General features: G+C 52.6%; 13 protein-coding genes and 8 tRNA genes. 4 read left to right on the top strand and 17 right to left on the bottom strand.

Translation table 11 applies throughout. The annotated features are described in order from the left end of the window. Positions 1 to 11: 11 nt before the first annotated feature. From ACOTYN_RS05020 to nagB, 13 genes are all read right to left on the bottom strand, one after another. Positions 12 to 86: transfer RNA gene (locus ACOTYN_RS05020), tRNA-Gln, on the bottom strand. Positions 87 to 122: 36 nt separating this feature from the next. After that, positions 123 to 197, bottom strand: a tRNA-Gln gene (locus ACOTYN_RS05015). Between the two features lie 40 nt (positions 198 to 237). Further along, positions 238 to 314, bottom strand: a tRNA-Met gene (locus tag ACOTYN_RS05010). 17 nt (positions 315 to 331) lie between these two features. Then, a tRNA-Gln gene (locus ACOTYN_RS05005) sits at positions 332 to 406 on the bottom strand. Between the two features lie 32 nt (positions 407 to 438). Beyond that, positions 439 to 513: transfer RNA gene (locus tag ACOTYN_RS05000), tRNA-Gln, on the bottom strand. A gap of 32 nt (positions 514 to 545) precedes the next feature. Further along, a tRNA-Gln gene (locus ACOTYN_RS04995) sits at positions 546 to 620 on the bottom strand. A gap of 23 nt (positions 621 to 643) precedes the next feature. Next, positions 644 to 728, bottom strand: a tRNA-Leu gene (locus ACOTYN_RS04990). A gap of 8 nt (positions 729 to 736) precedes the next feature. Beyond that, positions 737 to 813, bottom strand: a tRNA-Met gene (locus ACOTYN_RS04985). Between the two features lie 224 nt (positions 814 to 1037). Beyond that, the gene (gene asnB / locus ACOTYN_RS04980) at positions 1038 to 2702 is read right to left on the bottom strand and encodes an asparagine synthase B (RefSeq protein ID WP_014883010.1); all 1665 of its coding nucleotides are present in this window, start codon (positions 2700 to 2702) and stop codon (positions 1038 to 1040) included. A gap of 248 nt (positions 2703 to 2950) precedes the next feature. Beyond that, positions 2951 to 3703, bottom strand: coding sequence for a ribonucleotide monophosphatase NagD (gene nagD / locus ACOTYN_RS04975; RefSeq protein ID WP_008501057.1), 753 nt, complete (start codon positions 3701 to 3703; stop codon positions 2951 to 2953). Positions 3704 to 3748: 45 nt separating this feature from the next. Next, on the bottom strand, positions 3749 to 4969 hold the full coding sequence (gene nagC, locus ACOTYN_RS04970; RefSeq protein ID WP_332956566.1) for a DNA-binding transcriptional regulator NagC: 1221 nt from the start codon (positions 4967 to 4969) through the stop codon (positions 3749 to 3751). 8 nt (positions 4970 to 4977) lie between these two features. Beyond that, positions 4978 to 6126: an N-acetylglucosamine-6-phosphate deacetylase gene (gene nagA, locus ACOTYN_RS04965; protein WP_045268243.1), complete on the bottom strand. Its 1149-nt coding sequence runs from the start codon at positions 6124 to 6126 to the stop codon at positions 4978 to 4980. Between the two features lie 55 nt (positions 6127 to 6181). After that, entirely contained in the window at positions 6182 to 6982 is an 801-nt protein-coding gene (gene nagB / locus ACOTYN_RS04960) for a glucosamine-6-phosphate deaminase (protein WP_008501061.1), read from the bottom strand. A 327-nt stretch (positions 6983 to 7309) separates the two neighbouring features. On the opposite strand from nagB, the gene nagE reads away from it, so the two are divergent. From nagE to chiQ, 4 genes are all read left to right on the top strand, one after another. Beyond that, positions 7310 to 9262, top strand: a complete 1953-nt coding sequence (nagE, locus tag ACOTYN_RS04955) for a PTS N-acetyl glucosamine transporter subunit IIABC (protein ID WP_045134261.1) — start codon at positions 7310 to 7312, stop codon at positions 9260 to 9262. 179 nt (positions 9263 to 9441) lie between these two features. Continuing rightward, positions 9442 to 11109, top strand: coding sequence for a glutamine--tRNA ligase (gene glnS, locus ACOTYN_RS04950; RefSeq protein WP_023332403.1), 1668 nt, complete (start codon positions 9442 to 9444; stop codon positions 11107 to 11109). A gap of 447 nt (positions 11110 to 11556) precedes the next feature. Beyond that, the gene (gene chiP / locus ACOTYN_RS04945) at positions 11557 to 12954 is read left to right on the top strand and encodes a chitoporin ChiP (RefSeq protein ID WP_332956569.1); all 1398 of its coding nucleotides are present in this window, start codon (positions 11557 to 11559) and stop codon (positions 12952 to 12954) included. A 47-nt stretch (positions 12955 to 13001) separates the two neighbouring features. Further along, on the top strand, positions 13002 to 13328 hold the full coding sequence (gene chiQ, locus ACOTYN_RS04940; protein ID WP_014883016.1) for a ChiQ/YbfN family lipoprotein: 327 nt from the start codon (positions 13002 to 13004) through the stop codon (positions 13326 to 13328). A gap of 137 nt (positions 13329 to 13465) precedes the next feature. On the opposite strand, the gene fur is transcribed toward chiQ, so the two are convergent. From fur to ybfF, 4 genes are all read right to left on the bottom strand, one after another. Continuing rightward, positions 13466 to 13912 carry a ferric iron uptake transcriptional regulator gene (gene fur / locus ACOTYN_RS04935; RefSeq protein WP_003858655.1) on the bottom strand — a complete coding sequence of 149 codons (447 nt, stop codon included), beginning with the start codon at positions 13910 to 13912 and terminating at the stop codon, positions 13466 to 13468. Positions 13913 to 14199: 287 nt separating this feature from the next. Next, a complete protein-coding gene (gene fldA / locus ACOTYN_RS04930; RefSeq protein ID WP_008501067.1) occupies positions 14200 to 14730 on the bottom strand; it encodes a flavodoxin FldA in 531 nt (176 codons plus the stop codon). A 155-nt stretch (positions 14731 to 14885) separates the two neighbouring features. Then, positions 14886 to 15173, bottom strand: a complete 288-nt coding sequence (gene ybfE, locus ACOTYN_RS04925; RefSeq protein ID WP_014883017.1) for a LexA regulated protein — start codon at positions 15171 to 15173, stop codon at positions 14886 to 14888. A 128-nt stretch (positions 15174 to 15301) separates the two neighbouring features. Next, on the bottom strand, positions 15302 to 16075 hold the full coding sequence (gene ybfF, locus ACOTYN_RS04920; protein ID WP_071922476.1) for an esterase: 774 nt from the start codon (positions 16073 to 16075) through the stop codon (positions 15302 to 15304). Between the last annotated feature and the right edge of the window lie 103 nt (positions 16076 to 16178).

The following is a 16178-nucleotide window of genomic DNA, read 5'->3' as shown; positions in this document are numbered from 1 at the left end:
TTGTTTTTAAGTGGCTGGGGTGCAGGGATTCGAACCCCGGAATGCTGGTATCAGAAACCAGAGCCTTACCGCTTGGCGACACCCCAATTGCGTTAAACAAATTGCTTAACGACTTTTTAAATTGGCTGGGGTACGAGGATTCGAACCTCGGAATGCCGGAATCAGAATCCGGTGCCTTACCGCTTGGCGATACCCCAACAATTTGTCTTGATTACCGAAAAATCGACAATCTTAATTTGGTGGCTACGACGGGATTCGAACCTGTGACCCCATCATTATGAGTGATGTGCTCTAACCAACTGAGCTACGTAGCCAGTACTGCAATCTTCGATGGCTGGGGTACCTGGATTCGAACCAGGGAATGCCGGTATCAAAAACCGGTGCCTTACCGCTTGGCGATACCCCAATACCGCGGAGAACCGCAAAATCGAAGAAATATGGCTGGGGTACCTGGATTCGAACCAGGGAATGCCGGTATCAAAAACCGGTGCCTTACCGCTTGGCGATACCCCAATACCGCGGAGAACCGCAAAATCGAAGAAATATGGCTGGGGTACCTGGATTCGAACCAGGGAATGCCGGTATCAAAAACCGGTGCCTTACCGCTTGGCGATACCCCATCCGTGCAACGCTTACCTGGGAATGGTGCGGGAGGCGAGACTTGAACTCGCACACCTTGCGGCGCCAGAACCTAAATCTGGTGCGTCTACCAATTTCGCCACTCCCGCAAAAAAGATGGTGGCTACGACGGGATTCGAACCTGTGACCCCATCATTATGAGTGATGTGCTCTAACCAACTGAGCTACGTAGCCATCTTTTTTCGCGTTACCTTATCGGCGTTGCGGGGCGCATTATGCGTATAGACCCTTGCAGCGTCAACACCTTTTTCAACGAAAATAGCCGGAATGTGACTGTTTGGTTAGGTTGCGAACAGCGTGACCGAATATTCGGCAATTATTGGTTATTAATCGTTTTTCGAGAGTGAAATGCAAGGCAAAAAAAAGGCCCCAGAGGGGCCTGATTAGAATCGTCGCGATTATTTGTAGGCAGACTGGTGAACGCCTACCGCGCGGCCTGATGGATCGTTCATCGCTTTGAAAGATTCATCCCATTCAATCGCTTTGGCAGACGAGCAGGCGACGGATGGGCCACCCGGAACACACTCTGCCGCACTCGGCACCGGGAACAGCTCTTCAAAGATTTCGCGGTACAGGTACGCTTCTTTCGAGCCCGGCGTGTTGTACGGGAAGCGGAAGCTTGCCGTTTCCAGTTGCTGGTCGGAAATCTGTTTTGCTGCCACCTCTTTCAGGGTGTCGATCCAGCTGTAACCTACACCATCAGAGAACTGCTCTTTCTGACGCCATGCCACGCTCGCGGGCAGGTATGATTCAAAACATTCGCGCAGGATATGTTTTTCCATTTTACCGTTGCCGCACATTTTGTCCTGCGGGTTGATACGCATCGCCACGTCGAGGAATTTCTTATCCAGGAACGGGACACGCGCTTCTACTCCCCATGCCGACATTGCTTTGTTGGCACGTGCACAGTCAAACATATGCAGTGCCTGCAATTTACGCACGGTCTCTTCATGCAGCTCTTTGGCGTTTGGCGCTTTATGGAAGTACAGGTAGCCGCCAAACACTTCGTCAGAACCTTCACCGGACAGCACCATCTTGATGCCCATCGCTTTAATCTTACGCGACATCAGGTACATCGGCGTTGAGGCACGAATGGTAGTAACATCATAAGTTTCAATGTGATAGATCACATCGCGGATTGCATCCAGGCCTTCCTGCACGGTGAAGTGAATTTCATGGTGCACGGTGCCCAGATGGTTTGCCACTTCCTGCGCAGCTTTCAGGTCAGGTGCCCCTTCAAGACCCACGGCAAAGGAGTGCAGCTGCGGCCACCAGGCTTCGGAGCGCTCCTGATCTTCCACGCGGCGAGCGGCGAATTTCTTGGTGATCGCGGAGATCACGGAGGAGTCCAGACCGCCGGAGAGCAGCACGCCGTAAGGTACATCTGACATCAGGTGGCTTTTCACGGAATCTTCCAGCGCCTGACGCAGCTCGGCTTTATCCGTCACGTTGTCTTTAACCGCGTCATAATCGAACCAGTCGCGCTGGTAGTACGGACGGATCTCACCGTCTTTACTCCACAGATAGCTGCCTGCCGGGAACTCTTTAATGGTGCGGCAGACCGGTACCAGAGCTTTCATTTCAGAGGCAACATAGAAGTTGCCGTGTTCATCGTGGCCCATGTACAGCGGGATAATGCCGATATGGTCGCGGCCAATCAGATACGCGTCTTTTTCGCTATCGTACAGGGCGAAGGCAAACATACCCTGCAGGTCGTCCAGGAATTCCGGACCTTTCTCCTGATAGAGCGCCAGAATCACTTCACAGTCAGACCCGGTCTGGAAGGCGTAGCGATCGCCGTACTCGGCGCGCAGTGCCTGATGGTTATAGATTTCACCGTTAACAGCCAGCGCGTGCGTTTTTTTCTCGTTATACAGCGGCTGTGCACCGGCGTTGACGTCTACGATAGACAGACGTTCGTGAGCCAGAATCGCTTTATCACTGGCGTAAACGCCTGACCAGTCCGGGCCGCGATGGCGCATCAGGCGGGACAGTTCGAGTGCTTTTTTACGCAGTTCGCCCGCGTCAGTTTTAATATCCAGTACGCCAAAAATTGAACACATAACCTTCTCCGTTAACCCTGTTGCTTTGTAATGTTGCTTGCTTATGAAAATGCCGCAAAGGGCGAAGGGGCGCAAGAGATTTACGGGCGAAAACGGAAATAGTGCAATGGTGATTGCGGAATAGTGAAAAAAGAGTACGCCATGAACACTTTTATTGATGATTATGCAATAAAGTGCGCTTTTTGTTAGATATGGTTTTATTTGTAAGGGCTAAAAATGAAAAACCACGCCCTGAGCGTGGTTTGGTATCAGATAATGTCAATTTCATCGACGGAGGGGTAAATCCAGCTTGGTCGGAACGGCATCGAATCAATGTCATCAAGCTGCGAGACGCCGGACAGCACCAGAATGGTTTCCAGACCCGCCTGGAAGCCGGCCAGAATATCCGTACGCAGGTTATCGCCGACAATAACCGTTTCTTCTGAGTGGGCCTGCATTTTATTGAGCGCGGCGCGGATGATCCACGGGCTTGGTTTGCCGACATAGAATGGCTTGCGCCCGGAGATTTTTTCAATACCGGCACACAGCGCGCCACAGGCCGGATAAAAACCTCGACCGTGGGTATCCGGGTTGGTGGCAATGAAGCGCGCGCCGTTGGCAACGAAGAACGAGGCTTTATGCATCATCTCCCAGTTATAGGAGCGCGTTTCACCCACAATCACGAAGTCCGGATTGACATCGGTAATCGTAAAGCCCGCTTTATACAGCTCGTGGATCAGCGCGCCTTCGCCGACCACGTACGCTTTTTTGCCTTCCTGACGTTTCAGAAAATCCGCCGTTGCCATCGCCGAGGTATAAAACACACTGTCCGGGACGTCGACGCCCGCCGTCGCAAAGCGGTTTGCCAGATCCTGACCGGTCTGAGAAGGGTAGTTCGTGAGAAGAACCAGAGGCATTCCTTTGTCGATGATGCGGTGAAGAAACTCCGCAGCACCTGGTACGGCAACGTTGTCGTGCATCAGCACGCCGTCGATATCACAAATTACATTCTTAATGGTCATGGACGTTCCGACATCAAAAAAAGAAGGCGTTACTATAAGGTCCGATCAACTTTCCAGCAAATGCTGCAGCAGAATACCGTTGAGCATGGCGCGTTTCACCAGCGCAAAAGCGCCAATTGCCGAGCGATGGTCAAGTTTTGAACGAACCACCGGGAGGTTCTGGCGGAATGCTTTCAGCGCCTGGGTGTTAATACAGCCTTCAATCGCGGGGAGCAGCACCTTTTCCGCTTCAACAATTTCTCCGGCTATCACCACTTTCTGTGGGTTAAACAGGTTAATGGCGATGGCGATAGTTTTCCCCAGATGGCGCCCAACCTGCTCGATCACCTCACAGGCCAGCGCGTCGCCTTTATTGGCGGCTTTGCAGATGGTGCCTATCTTGCAATCAGCCAGCGTGACGCGACTCTGGTAACCTTGTTCAAGCAGATGGCGAACGCGCTGCTCAATGGCCGTGTTGGCGGCAATGGTTTCAAGGCAGCCGAAGTTACCGCAGTGGCAGCGTTCGCCCAGCGGCTCGACCTGAATGTGGCCGATCTCGCCGACGTTACCGTTGCGACCAATAAAAATCCGACCGTTAGAAATAATACCTGCGCCTGTCCCGCGGTGGACACGCACCAGAATAGAGTCTTCGCAGTCCTGACTCGCACCAAAGTAGTGCTCTGCCAGTGCCAGAGAACGAATATCGTGGCCGACAAAACAGGTCACTTTAAAGTGTTTTTCCAGCGCATCGACCAGCGCCCAGTTTTCCACCTGAATGTGCGGCATGTAGCGAATCACGCCGCTTTCCGGGTCGACCAGTCCGGGTAAAATCACTGAAATTGCAATGAGCTCGCGGATCTTACGCTGACAGCTCTCAATAAAGTGCGCGATGGTATTCAGCAGCGCGTGCTCCAGCGTCTCCTGGGTGCGCTCGGGAAGGGGATAGTGCTCTTCCGCAATTGCTTTGCTGCTCAGATCGTAGAGCGTGAGCGTGGTGTCATGACGGCCGAGCCGAACGCCAATCGCCTGAAAATTGCGGGTTTCGGTAATAATGGAGATAGCGCGGCGGCCCCCGGTAGAGGCCTGCTGATCGACTTCTTTGATCAAACCGCGCTCAATAAGCTGGCGGGTAATTTTTGTCACGCTGGCGGGAGCAAGCTGGCTTTGTTCGGCTATCTGAATTCGAGAGATTGGCCCGTGTTGGTCAATCAGGCGATATACCGCCGCACTGTTAAGTTGTTTAACGAGATCGACATTACCGATTTGAGCTTGTCCGCCTGGTGTCATACTTTTACTTACTCAGTGACGACCTCGTTACCATTAACGATGGTCTTAATAATTTTATAATCGTGTGTGAATGCCGTCAGGTTTGCAACCATACCCGGTGCAATTCCGCCAAGCTGTTTATCCACGCCGATTGCGCGAGCCGGATAAAGGGTAGCCATACGCAGGACTTCATCCAGCGCAATCCCACAGTGCTCAACCAGGTTACGCACCCCTTCAATCATTGTTAAAGAGGAACCGCTCAGCGTACCGTTTTCATCCACACACAGTCCATTGCGGTAGTATATTGTTTTACCGGCAAAAATGAACTGCTCAATATTTGCACCTGCTGGTGCAGTGGCATCGGTAACCAGGCAAAGCTTGTCACCTTTCAGGCGCTTGGCATTACGAATGTTGGTGTAATCCACGTGCATACCATCAGCAATAATGCCGCAGTAGACGTCTGGCTCGTCCAGAATCGCCCCGACCAGACCCGGTTCGCGACCGGTGATATAAGGCATGGCGTTGTAAAGGTGCGTGGCGAAGGTAATGCCCGCGCGGAAGCCCGCTTTGGCTTCTTTCAGCGTGGCGTTTGAGTGCCCTGCTGAAACCACAATCCCGGCGGCAGCCAGTTTGCTGATCACGTCAGTGCCGGTCATCTCTGGTGCCAGCGTCACTTTAGCGATCACATCGGCGTTCGCACACATGTAGTCGACCAGTTCAGCGTCAGGCTTGCGCACGTAATCCGGGTTATGGGTGCCTTTCTTCACGATATTCAGCCATGGCCCTTCCAGGTGCAGACCGAGCGCCTGATTAGGATGTTTGGCGAGGTATTCGCGCATCACGCGGATACCCTGTTTCATCAGGTCATCACTGCTGGTGATGAGCGTTGGCAGATAGCTGGTGCAGCCCGATTTCTCGTTGGCTTTCTGCATGATTTCCAGCGTTTCAACCGTCACCGCCTCGGCAGTGTCATTGAATTGCACACCGCCGCAGCCGTTCAGCTGTACGTCGATGAAACCGGGGGAGATTACTGCTCCATTGAGTGAGCGCTGTTCAATCCCTGGCGGCAGTTCTGCCTGCGGACAAACACGTTCAATCAGGCCATTGGCGATAACAATCGCATGGTCATCCAGAATTTCGTGGCCGGTATAAATCCGACCGTGGGTTAAAGCGTACATAACGACCCCCGGTTAAAAAAAGCGGCCGCCTCTTTGAGAAGAGGCGGTTAATCAATTACAGACCTTTGATGTTCTCGGCTTCTAACTCGTTGAAGTATTTCAGCGTTTTCACTTTCAGCTCCATCGTGGACGGTTCGTCGCAGACGATGACTGATTTTGGATGCAGCTGCAGGCAGCTGATGGTCCACATGTGGTTAACGTTGCCTTCAACGGCAGCCTGGAGCGCCTGCGCTTTCACGCCACCCAGCACCAGAATCATCACTTCTTCGGCATCCAGCAGGGTGCCTACGCCAACGGTCAGGGCGTATTTTGGAACCTGGTTCACATCACCGTCAAAGAAGCGGGAGTTTGCCACGCGGGTGTCATGGGTCAGCGTTTTAATACGCGTGCGGGAAGCCAGGGACGATGCCGGCTCGTTAAACGCGATATGACCATCGTTGCCCACGCCGCCCATAAACAGGTGGATTTTACCGTAAGAACGGATTTTTTCTTCGTACTGACGGCATTCTGCGTCAATATCAGGCGCATTTCCATTCAGCAGGTTAATATTTTCCGCTGGGATATCAACGTGATCAAAGAAATTCCGGTGCATAAAGCTATGGTAGCTTTCCGGGTGGTCTTTTGGCAGGCCGACATATTCATCCATATTGAAGGTCACAACATGTTTGAAGCTAACCTGGCCCGCTTTGTGCATTTCAACCAAGGCTTTATACGCCGTCAGCGGAGTACCGCCGGTTGGCAGGCCAAGAACGAAAGGACGATCGGCGGTAGGCTTGAAGGCATTAATGCGGTTAACGATATGGCGAGCGGCCCATTTACCGACTTGTTCAGCAGTTGCCAGGGGAATCAGTCTCATTGTTCACCTCAAGAGTTAAAGTAGAAGAGTGGGCGGATGGCTACCGGAACCTGATACTTAAGCGTAACCTGGAACCTTTCAGGCTGGATCAATCCGTCTTGATTTTTTGAATGATAAAATAAGTTTTCGCTGTTAGCCAATGAAAGGGAGGGCTTAATACGATATTTGGTGACAAAAATCACAAAAAATGGGTGTTTAATTTGCGATACGAATTAATTTTTCACACACTCACACTGCCAGTGAATTATCGACGGTACTTATCGTTAGCAACACAATAAAAACATAGTTAATGCGCGAGCCTGGAAAGGGTCTCGTAGGGGGAATAGGATGAATATTTTAGGTTTTTTCCAGCGCCTCGGTAGGGCTTTGCAGCTCCCTATCGCCGTGCTACCGGTTGCAGCGCTGCTGCTGCGATTCGGGCAACCCGATCTTCTCAACGTGCCGTTTATCGCCCAGGCTGGCGGCGCAATCTTTGACAACCTGGCGCTGATTTTCGCCATCGGCGTTGCTTCCAGCTGGTCTAAAGACAGTGCGGGGGCCGCAGCGCTGGCAGGGGCGGTCGGTTACTTCATCCTGACGAAAGCGATGGTAACGATTAACCCGGAAATCAACATGGGCGTACTGGCGGGTATCATTACCGGTCTGGTCGGCGGTGCGGTATATAACCGCTGGGCAAACATCAAGCTGCCAGACTTCCTCAGCTTCTTTGGTGGCAAACGCTTCGTGCCAATCGCGACCGGCTTCTTCTGTCTGGTTCTGGCCGCGATCTTTGGCTACGTTTGGCCGCCAGTGCAGCATGCTATCCATGCGGGCGGCGAGTGGATCGTCTCTGCGGGTGCGATGGGGGCGGGCATCTTCGGCTTCATTAACCGTCTGTTGATCCCAACCGGTCTGCATCAGGTTCTGAACACCATCGCCTGGTTCCAGATTGGTGAGTTTACCAATGCGGCGGGTACCGTTTTCCACGGCGACATTAACCGCTTCTACGCGGGTGATGGCACCGCGGGCATGTTTATGTCCGGCTTCTTCCCAATCATGATGTTTGGTCTGCCGGGCGCTGCGCTGGCCATGTACCTGGCTGCGCCGAAAGCGCGTCGTCCAATGGTCGGCGGTATGCTGCTGTCAGTCGCCATTACCGCATTCCTGACCGGTGTGACCGAGCCTCTGGAATTCCTGTTCATGTTCCTGGCTCCGCTGCTGTACCTGATGCACGCGGTGTTAACCGGTATCAGCCTGTTCGTGGCGACTCTGCTGGGCATCCATGCGGGCTTCTCCTTCTCTGCAGGCGCGATCGACTACGTACTGATGTACAACCTGCCAGCGGCAAGCAAGAACGTCTGGATGCTGGTGGTGATGGGTGCGGCCTTCTTCGTTATCTACTTCGTTCTGTTCAGCGCGGTTATCCGTATGTTTAACCTCAAAACGCCGGGCCGCGAAGATACCACTGATGACGTCGTGACCAGTGAAGCCAACAGCAATACCGAAGAAGGTTTAACTCAGCTGGCAACCAGCTACATTGCCGCAGTCGGCGGTACCGACAACCTGAAAGCCATTGATGCCTGTATTACCCGTCTGCGTCTGACCGTGGGTGACTCCGCTCGCGTAAGCGATGCAATGTGTAAACGCCTTGGCGCATCTGGCGTCGTTAAACTAAACAAACAAACTATCCAGGTTATCGTGGGCGCCAAAGCGGAATCCATCGGTGACGAAATGAAGAAAGTGGTTGCGCGTGGCCCGGTTGCAGCGGCAGCAGCTGACAGCGCACCTGCGGCAACGGCGACTCCGGCCGCGAAGCCACAGGCCGTGCCTAACGCCGTGACGGTGGCGGCTCTGGTCTCTCCGGTAACGGGTGAGGTCGTTGACCTTGAACAAGTGCCTGACGAAGCGTTCGCCAGTAAAGCGGTAGGCGACGGCGTGGCGGTGAAACCAACGGACAAAACCGTCGTCTCTCCTGCTGCGGGTACTATCGTGAAGATTTTCAACACCAACCACGCGTTCTGCCTCGAAACCGAAAATGGCGCGGAGATTGTTGTCCACATGGGCATCGATACCGTTGCGCTGGAAGGTAAAGGCTTTACTCGTCTGGTGGAAGAGGGCGCTGAAGTGGTGGCCGGGCAGCCGGTTCTGGAGATGGATCTGGACTTCCTGAACGCCAATGCACGCTCCATGATCAGTCCGGTTGTTTGCAGCAACATCGACGACTTCAGTGGCCTGGTTATTCAGGCAAAAGGTCAGGTGGTTGCAGGTCAAACGCCACTGTATGAGATTAAAGGCAAGTAATCGCTCCTGAGTAGAGTTATGCCTTAAGCGGCGGGGGATATCCTCCGCCGCTTTTTTTTGCAGCAAATGCCCCCATTATTTTCATCTGATACGTATTTTCCGTAACTAAGGGTTGTCACTACGTCCGGCTTATAAGATCATATGCCGTTATACGTTGTTTACGCTTTGAGGAATCCACGATGAGTGAGGCTGAAGCCCGCCCGAGTAACTTTATTCGTCAGATCATCGATGAAGATCTGGCCAGTGGTAAGCACACCACGGTGCATACCCGCTTCCCGCCGGAGCCGAACGGCTACCTGCATATTGGTCATGCGAAATCCATCTGCCTGAACTTTGGCATTGCGCAAGACTATCAGGGGCAGTGCAACCTGCGTTTCGATGACACCAACCCAGTAAAAGAAGACATCGAATACGTTGAGTCCATCAAGAACGACGTGCAATGGCTGGGCTTCAACTGGTCTGGCGATATCTGCTACTCCTCTGACTATTTTGATCAGCTGTACGCTTACGCGGTTGAGCTGATCAACAAAGGTCTGGCGTACGTCGATGAACTGTCCGCGGATGAAATCCGTGAATACCGCGGTACGCTGACGCAACCTGGCAAAAACAGTCCGTTCCGCGATCGCAGCGTGGAAGAGAACCTGGCGCTGTTTGAAAAAATGCGTGCGGGTGGTTTTGAAGAAGGCAAAGCCTGTCTGCGTGCCAAAATCGACATGGCTTCTCCGTTCATCGTGATGCGCGATCCGGTGCTGTACCGCATTAAGTTTGCTGAACACCACCAGACCGGTAACAAGTGGTGCATCTACCCGATGTACGACTTCACCCACTGCATCAGCGATGCGCTGGAAGGCATTACCCACTCGCTGTGTACGCTTGAGTTCCAGGACAACCGTCGCCTGTACGACTGGGTGCTGGATAACATCACCATCCCTGTGCATCCGCGTCAGTACGAGTTCTCTCGTCTGAATCTGGAATACACCGTGATGTCCAAGCGTAAGCTGAACCTGCTGGTGACTGACAAGCACGTTGAGGGCTGGGACGACCCGCGTATGCCGACCATTTCTGGTCTGCGTCGTCGTGGCTACACCGCTGCTTCTATTCGTGAGTTCTGCAAGCGCATCGGCGTGACCAAGCAGGACAACACCATTGAAATGGCGTCGCTGGAGTCCTGCATTCGTGAAGACCTCAACGAAAATGCCCCGCGCGCGATGGCAGTTATCGACCCGGTAAAACTGGTTATCGAAAACTATCCTCAGGGTGCGAGTGAACTGGTTGCCATGCCTAACCATCCGAACAAACCGGAAATGGGAAGCCGTGACGTACCGTTCAGCGGTGAAATCTGGATCGACCGCGCTGACTTCCGTGAAGAAGCCAACAAGCAGTACAAGCGTCTGGTGCTGGGTAAAGAAGTCCGTCTGCGTAACGCCTACGTGATCAAAGCCGAGCGCGTAGAGAAAGATGCAGAAGGGAATATCACCACCATCTTCTGTTCATACGATGCCGAAACGCTGAGCAAAGATCCTGCCGATGGTCGCAAGGTGAAAGGCGTTATCCACTGGGTAAGCGCTTCTCACGCGCTGCCGGTAGAAATCCGTCTGTACGATCGTCTTTTCAGCGTGCCTAACCCGGGTGCGGCGGAAGACTTCCTGGCGACGATCAACCCGGAATCTCTGGTGATCAAACAGGGTTATGCTGAGCCATCGCTGAAAACAGCTGAAGCAGGTAAAGCGTTCCAGTTCGAGCGTGAAGGTTACTTCTGCCTGGACAGCCGTTACAGCACTGCGGAAAAACCGGTATTTAACCGCACCGTCGGTCTGCGTGACACCTGGACCAAGATCGGCGAATAATAACGCCGCTCTGGTCAATGAGAAACAAACGCCGCTTACTGCGGCGTTTTTTTTATTAATGATCATATCGTTAAAGTGGCGTTGTAAAAATGTCCGCCGTTATTTTTGGTCAATGTGGTGCTACTTATTTTTTTTAAAAAAGTTTGTCTGTTTTTGAAAATGGCAAATTTCGCAAAATACGCGATTTCTAATGTTCTAATACCCTGAAATACGCTGCTATACCCCCGCCAAATCACGCTTCCGGCCAAATGTTACAAAGCACTACCAATTATGTGCACTTCGTCATAATCCTGACTTTTGCCTGATGAAAAGCATTGATAATTCGCGTCGCGAAAAATAACCTAAAGACGGTAGTTAATTCGAGGGTATTTATAACTACCCCTGACCGCCTGGTCTTTTTTATTTTCGCCGTTTTAGGCGCTTTAATTCGTCAAAGAGGAATAATCTATGCGTACGTTCAGTGGCAAACGTAGTGCGCTGGCGCTGGCTATTGCCGGTGTGACAGCAATGTCTGGCCTGGTTGTTACACCTGAGGCGAAAGCTGCGGGTTTCATCGACGATTCTACCCTCACGGGCGGCATCTATTACTGGCAGCGTGAACGTGACCGTAAAGACGTCGCCGAAGACAAATATAAAACCAACCTTTCTCACTCCACCTGGAACGCCAACCTGGACTTCCAGTCAGGCTATGCCGCAGATATGTTCGGCCTGGATATCGCTGCATTCACCGCGATCGAAATGGCGGAAAACGGCGATAGCGGCCACCCTAACGAAATTGCCTTCTCCTCCAGCAACAAAGCTTACGATGAAGACTGGTCCGGTGATAAGAGCGGTATCAGCCTGTACAAGGCCGCAGCGAAATTTAAATACGGCCCGGTCTGGGCGCGTGGAGGGTATATTCAGCCAACCGGCCAGACGCTGTTAGCACCACACTGGAGCTTCATGCCAGGTACCTATCAGGGTGCAGAAGCCGGGGCGAACTTTGACTATGGTGATGCGGGTGCGTTGAGCTTCTCCTATATGTGGACTAACGAGTATAAGGCTCCATGGCACATTGAAATGGACAAGTTCTACCAGAACGATAAGAAAACCAAAGTCGATTATCTCCACTCGCTGGGCGCGAAATACGACTTTAAAAACGATCTGGTACTGGAAGCCGCATTTGGTCAGGCGGAAGGCTATATCGATCAGTATTTTGCTAAAGCCAGCTACAAATTTGATATCGCAGGAAGTCCGCTGAGCACCAGCTACCAGTTCTATGGTACGCGTGACAAGGTCAGCGATGGCGGCGTCAACGACATTTATGACGGCACCGCGTGGCTGCAGGCGCTGACTTTCGGCTATAAAGTGGGCCAGGTTGATTTACGCCTGGAAGGGACATGGGTGAAGGCGGAAGGGCAGCAGGGCTACTTCCTGCAACGTATGACGCCAACTTACGCGTCATCTAACGGTCGTCTGGATATCTGGTGGGATAACCGCTCAGACTCCAACGCCAATGGTGAAAAAGCGGTCTTCTTCGGCGCAATGTATGATCTGAAAAACTGGAACCTGCCGGGTTGGGCAGTGGGCGCTTCTTACGCTTACGCCTGGGACGCAAAACCTGGCGACATGGCCACACCGGATGCGTACTACGATCCAAACTATCGCCTGAAAGAGTCCTCCTACAGCCTGGATGCTATCTATACCCTGCAGGATGGGCGCGCGAAGGGCACGATGTTCAAACTGCACTTCACTCAGTATGACAACCACTCCGATATCCCGAGCTATGCGGGCGGTTACGGCAACATCTTCCAGGATGAACGTGACGTGAAATTCATGGTTATTGCCCCATTCACCATCTTCTGATGAATCATCCGGCGGGTTAAGGCCCGCCGGACCGGAGACTGCATATGATGAAAAAAATCGTAATTGTCGCGATGCTTGCATCGGGGCTGGTGGCCTGCGCTCAGCCTCAGGCACCGAAAGAAGATTCCAGGCTGAAGGAGGCTTACAGCGCCTGTATTAATACCGCACAAGGCTCGCCGGAGAAAATTGAAGCCTGTCAGAGCGTACTGAATGTGCTGAAGAAAGAGAAGGCGCATGAGCAATTCGCGACGCAGGAGAATATTCGTGTGATGGATTATCAGGCCTGTATCCAGGCGCGTAAAACGGGTAACGATCAGGAAGTCGCGAAGCGTTGCGATAAGATCTGGAACGAGATACGCAATAACAATAATTAAGTTGCTTTACGCCCGGTGGCGCTGCGCTTACCGGGCCTACAAAGGCGTCATAGTCCGTAGGCCCAGGCGCAGCGCCACCGGGCTTTTTAAGGCAAAAAAAAGCCAGCCTTACGGCTGGCTCAGAGTATGAACGTGACTTATTTTGCGTCGTGCGCGTGTTCATTTTCGCGGCAATCACCTTCAGCGCAGTGACCATACAGGTACAGGCTGTGGTTGGTCAGGCGGATGCCATGACGAGCGGCGATTTCACGCTGCCGCGATTCGATGGAATCATCGCTGAATTCAATGACCTTGCCGCAATCGAGGCAGATCAGGTGATCGTGGTGATGCTGCTGGGTCAGTTCGAATACAGATTTACCGCCTTCGAAATTATGACGGGTAACAATGCCCGCGTCATCAAACTGGTTCAGCACGCGATAAACGGTGGCCAGACCAATCTCTTCACCCATGTCGATAAGACGTTTATAGAGGTCTTCCGCACTGACATGGTGGTTGTCTGGACCCTGAAGCACTTCGAGGATTTTTAACCGAGGAAGCGTTACTTTCAGGCCAGCCTTCTTTAATGCGGTATTGTTGTCAGTCATGCGGAATCTGTCCTGTTGCTAAACGATTCACTTCTGAAAGAAGTGACAGAAAATGCACCTTGGATATTGCGTCTCATTATAGAACTGCCACGGCTAAATGAAAACTGCAAGTCTCAGGCAAAGTATGCTTATAAAAATGGGGTATCACCGACAAACTTGTGAAATGAAAACCACATTTTACCAGGGAAACATTGTACAGGTCTGAGCGAAAAAGTTAAAAGTTTGTAGCAATTAATTTAATCGGTTTTACCTGGAAAACGGGCGCAACCGCCGTTGCGCCGCGAAAATCAGGCGTTGAGAATATCGTCCAGGTGCAGTTCTTCACGGATCTGCTTAACCCACTTCTCTACGCGCTCAGCGGTCAGCTCAGGCTGACGGTCTTCGTCGATGGCCAGACCCACGAAGTGATCGTCATCGGCAAGACCTTTGGAGGCTTCAAAGTGGTAACCGGCAGTGGGCCAGTGACCGACAATAACGGCGCCGTTCGGCTCAATGATGTCGCGGATGGTGCCCAGCGCGTCGCAGAAGTACTCGGCATAGTCTTCCTGATCGCCACAGCCAAACAGGGCAACCAGCTTGCCGTTGAAGTCCACCTCTTCCAGCGTTGGGAAGAAATCATCCCAGTCGCACTGTGCTTCACCGTAGTACCAGGTTGGAATACCCAGCAGCAGAATGTCGTAGCCCTCGAGATCTTCTTTGCTGCTCTTGGCGATGTCATGCACATCAGCAACGTCTTTACCGAGCTGTTTCTGAATGTTTTTTGCGATATTTTCGGTATTGCCGGTATCACTGCCGAAGAAAATGCCGATGATTGCCATGAGTAAAATAACCTCTTGAAACTTAATGGTATGGTGGCGCAATTCGGCCACGGATAAGGGCAATAATAGCAGAACAGGCAACCCTGCGGAAACCGCTATCGCGCAGGACTGCACTCTGTGCTACATGAAAAGGGTAAAAAAGGGGTTTTTCAGACTTATGCCTGGCTGCGCAATGTCTCAAGCTGGGCGATCAGCATCTCTTCAATGAGCTCGCTGCGGCTGATATTACGCGCTTCCGCCAGCTCGTTAAGCGCATCGACAGCGTCAGCGTTGAGCTTCAATTCGACACGCTTAAGCCCACGATTTTTATCGCGTTTAAGCTGGTTGCGTTTATTAATACGCAGCTGTTCGTCGCGCGAAAGCGGATTCGTTTTCGGTCGTCCCGGTCGACGCTCATTCGCGAACAGATCTAGTGTCGTACGGTCCGTTTGTTCTTTGGCCATGATTCTGAGACTTCGGGGGAAACACGCCGCCCTGCTAATGCCCGGGCGATAAGCGCGCCATCATACATCAGCAAAAACGGCACGCCAACGACTGGAAGCCCGTCGTCTTCCAGTCGCTCTCTTTTTAATCAATTTGCCGTGTCAGTGAGATAGCGACGAATGGCGCGCAGGACTGCATCAGGTTTTTCCGCATGTACCCAATGCCCGGCACCGGCAATTACATGGGCGCGCGCCTGCGGGAATTGTGCCAGCAGCGTGTCGCGGTAAACATCAGTAACGTAAGGCGAGTTACCGCCGCGAATGAAGAGGGTAGGATGCGGCCAGGCGGGGACGGTTTCCCAGCCCACGATGTTATTATACTGGTCCCACAGCACCGGGACGTTAAAACGCCATTGCCCCTCAACAAACGACTTCAGCAGGAATTGCACCACGCCTTCTTCATCAAGATGCTCACGCATCACGGCTGCTGCCTGCTGACGGGTGGAAACGCCGGCCTCCGTCACCGCATTAATTGCCGCGAAGATCTCATCGTGACGGCGAACGTCGTAATCCACTGGGGCGACATCAATCACCACCAGCCTGGAAATTCGCTCAGGTGCCAATGCTGTGAGCGCCATGACCGCTTTGCCGCCCATCGAATGCCCGATGAGGGTCACTTTCTGCAGGTTGTGAGCGTCCAGCGTATCCAGGAGATCCTGCGCCATTGCTGCGTAGGTCATCTCGTCTGCGCGCCCGGAAAGCCCGTGGTTGCGCATATCGACCTGTAAAATATCGTGATCGGTAACCAGATCGCGCGCCAGCACGCCCAGGTTATCCAGGCTGCCAAAAAGTCCATGAACCAGTACGATGGGAGAATTATTGTTCGGCGATTGTGCAGTTTGCGCTCGGGTATTCAATTTCATGGCAAAGTTCTTTTTTTACGTTTGTCAGGTTAGGGTATCATGTTGACCATTCTGCCGCCCGGCCGCAAGGTTCCAGTTTAATCTGACTTTTGCCGCCAACCTG

The organism is Enterobacter cloacae complex sp. IR5458 (assembly GCF_049238025.1).
Classification (GTDB): Bacteria; Pseudomonadota; Gammaproteobacteria; order Enterobacterales; family Enterobacteriaceae; genus Enterobacter; species Enterobacter kobei.
The sequence above is the reverse complement of the archived record's forward strand: the minus strand, read 5'-3'. Positions and strand labels throughout refer to the sequence as shown.